Source organism: Humidesulfovibrio sp. (assembly GCF_031082295.1).
Lineage (GTDB): Bacteria > Desulfobacterota > Desulfovibrionia > Desulfovibrionales > Desulfovibrionaceae > Humidesulfovibrio.
This window is the reverse complement of the sequence record NZ_JAVHLD010000068.1, coordinates 1-3,310: the sequence shown is the minus strand read 5'-3', so window position 1 is coordinate 3,310 and position 3,310 is coordinate 1. Positions and strand designations below refer to the sequence as shown.

General features: G+C 68.8%; 3 protein-coding genes. 2 read left to right on the top strand and 1 reads right to left on the bottom strand.

Annotation, left to right across the window (positions count from 1 at the left end; genetic code table 11):
- The first annotated feature begins 123 nt into the window (after positions 1 to 123).
- On the top strand, positions 124 to 1,872 hold the full coding sequence (locus tag RDU24_RS15850; RefSeq protein WP_308736753.1) for a proline--tRNA ligase: 1,749 nt from the start codon (positions 124 to 126) through the stop codon (positions 1,870 to 1,872).
- A gap of 20 nt (positions 1,873 to 1,892) precedes the next feature.
- Complete coding sequence (locus RDU24_RS15845) at positions 1,893 to 2,936, top strand: M48 family metallopeptidase (RefSeq protein ID WP_308736752.1); 1,044 nt, start codon at positions 1,893 to 1,895, stop codon at positions 2,934 to 2,936.
- A 110-nt stretch (positions 2,937 to 3,046) separates the two neighbouring features.
- Here the strand turns inward: RDU24_RS15845 and RDU24_RS15840 are convergent.
- On the bottom strand, positions 3,047 to 3,310 hold a 264-nt coding region (locus RDU24_RS15840), incomplete at its 5' end, for a hypothetical protein (RefSeq protein WP_308736751.1).

Below are 3,310 nucleotides of genomic sequence, written 5' to 3'. Positions count from 1 at the left end.
GGTTCCCGCCGCAGGTATCGCAGCGGACAAATGAGGGGGGGCCGGGGGGAATCATTCCCCCCGGTGAGGTCCAGGGGCGGCGCCCCTGGGGGCGACACACATTACTTTTGAGGAGAACACCGCATGCGTTTGTCCCGTACCTATGTCCCCACGTTGAAGGAAGTCCCGGCCGAGGCCGAGGTCGTCAGCCACCGCCTGCTGTTGCGCGCCGGGTTCATCCGCAAGCTGACGGCGGGCATCTACACGTACCTGCCGCTGGGCCTGCGGACGCTGAACAAGGTGGCGGACATAGTGCGCGAGGAGATGAACCGCGCGGGCGCCCAGGAAATCCTGATGCCCATGGTGCAGCCGGGCGACCTGTGGAGCGAGACCGGGCGCTGGGAGTTCTACGGCAAGGAGCTGCTGCGCTTCACCGACAGGCACGAGCGCGAGTACTGCCTCGGACCCACGCACGAGGAGGTCGTGACCGACCTGGTGCGCGGCGAGGTGCGCTCCTACCGCCAGCTGCCCATCAACCTGTACCAGATCCAGACCAAGTTCCGCGACGAGATCCGCCCGCGTTTCGGGCTCATGCGCGGCCGCGAGTTCGTCATGAAGGACGCCTATTCCTTCGACCGCGACGAGGCCGGGGCCGACCTGAGCTATCGCCTGATGTACGACGCCTACAAGGCCATCTTCCGCCGCCTGGGCCTGGAGTTCCGCCCCGTGGAGGCCGACTCCGGCTCCATCGGCGGCAACTTCAGCCACGAGTTCATGGTGCTGGCCGACACCGGCGAGGACACCATCGCCGTGTGCCAGGCCTGCGAGTACGCGGCCAACCTGGAGAAGGCCGAGGTGGTCGCGCCGGTGGACAAGTGCAACTGCGGCGGCGACTGCGGCCCTGCCATGGAGGTTCCCACCCCCGGCAAGCACACGGTGGAGGAGGTTTGCGAGTACCTGGAGATCGAGGCCGACACGCTGGTGAAGACCCTTCTGTTCGACGTGGACGGAACGCCTGTGGCGGGCCTGGTGCGCGGCGACCGCGAGCTGAACGAGATCAAGCTGAAGAATCACCTCGGCGCGCAGGACGTGAAGCTGGCCACGCCCGAGCAGGTGGTGGCCTGGACCGGCGCGCCCGTGGGCTTCGCCGGACCTGTGGGCCTCAAGGCCGCAGGCATCAGGATCATCGCCGACCGCGAGCTGGATTTCGACTGCGGCTGGGTCGTCGGGGCCAACAAGGCCGACGCCCACCTGAAGAGCGTCGACCTGCGGCGCGACTGCAAGGTCGACGCCTACACCGACCTGCGCAACATCACCGAGGGCGACAAGTGCCCGCGTTGCGGCGGTGCCATCGGCTTCCGGCGCGGCATCGAGGTGGGCCACGTGTTCAAGCTGGGGCTCAAGTACTCCCAGGCCATGAACGCCGTGTTCCTGGACGAGAACGGCAAGGAGCAGATCATGGTCATGGGCTGCTACGGCATCGGCGTGTCGCGCATCGTGGCCAGCGCCATCGAGCAGAACCACGACGCCGAGGGCATCAAGTTCCCGCCGTCCATCGCGCCGTTTGAGGTGGCGCTGCTGTCGCTTGCCGGCGGCAAGGACCCCGAGGTGGCCGAGGCCGCGGACAAGCTCTACGCCGAGCTGACGAAGCAGGGGGTCGAGGTGCTCTACGACGACCGCGACGAGCGCCCCGGCAGCAAGTTCAAGGACGCCGACCTGATGGGCATGCCCATGCAGCTGGTGCTGGGCGGCAAGGGCCTCAAGAACGGCATCATCGAGGCCAAGGACCGCCGCACCGGCGAGAAGCGCGAGCTCAAGCTGGCGGACTTCGCGGCGGAGTTCGCGTCCTGGCGGCGCACCGTGCGCCAGGGCTGGGGCCTGGACATCGACTAGGCCCTGGCCGGGACATGTCCATGCGCGCGCCAAAACCGTCCCGTTGGCCCTTGGCCGCGCTGTGGGCGGTTCTGGGCCTGCTTGGCCTGGGCCTGTGCGCCTGCGCGCCCGCCCGGACCGCCGGGAACGGGGCCGACCCCGCGCTTGAGGCCGCGGCACGGCGCGAGGCCGAGGTGCAGCGCCGGTTCGCCGCAGAGGCCTTCTACGAGCGCCTGGACCGGCTGAACGCCCTGGCCTGGCCGCTGGTCACCGCGAGCGAGCCCCTGTGCCGCCAGCGCGGCAAGGCGCGCCCAAGCCTGGGGCTGGTGGCCGATTCCTTCCACCGCCGCGACAACGGACAGTGGTTCGAGACCCTGTGCGCCTTCTGGGGGGTGGGCGAGGGCACCGTGGTGGTCACCGGCGTCATGCCCGGTGGCCCGGCGTTTTTGGCTGGCGTGCGGCGCGGCGACGTGGTGCGCTCTGTGAACGGCAGGCCCGTGGACGTCTCCTCCGGCGCGGCGCCCGACGTGAGCCGCAGGCTGGACGCCATGGCTGGCGGGGGGCCGGTGGCTCTGGAGCTTATGCGCTCGGGCGGGCCGCTTCGCGTGGTCATCCCCGCTTCCACCAACATCTGCGACACGCGCTTCACCACCGTGGTGGGCGACGCCGTGAACGCCTATGCCGACGGCGACAGCGTCTTCGCCACCTACGGCATCATGAACCTGTTCCAGAGGGACGAGGACCTGGCCGTGGTGCTGGGCCACGAGATGGCCCACAACATCCTGGGCCACGTGCGCCGGAGTGCGTCCGGCAAAGCCGTCGGGACCACCACCCCGGAGCAGGAGACCGAGGCCGACGCCGTGGGCCTTTACTTCACCGCGCGCGCCGGGTTCGCCATCAAGGACGCGCCCAACGTCTGGCGGCGGCTGGCGGCCCAGGACCCGACGCGCATCAGCAGCGGGGGCGACCACCCGTCGACTGCGGCGCGATTCCTGAGCCTTGAGGCCGTGCGCGACGAGATCCTGATGCGCCAGGCCGCGGGGCTGCCGCTCATCCCCAGGCCCAGGGTGGCGCCGGGGGAGTAAGCGTACCAGTCGCTGTCGCCGCCCTTCTTGCCCAGCGGGTCGAGTACCGTGAAGCGCCCGGCCTGAAACCCCGAAGGGGGCGGCTCAAAGTCGCGCCAGACGAAGCGGGTCTATTTCATGTCGATGCTGTTGCGCGGGGGCATGCGGATGCCTTTGAGCCACAGGGCAATGGGGCCGCCTATCCAGAGTGAGAGGAGGGACAAGGTGCTCTTGTACGAACTGATCCGAAGCCATGGGAGCGGATCATGGCTCGGAGTGACGGCGACCCAGGCACAAACAACTGAATCAACCATAAGATAGGCCCATGCCGTGACTGAGGCCACAAGCAGAGCATCGCCACTGAGCCGTCTTGCTCGGCCGAGGGCAGCAACGCG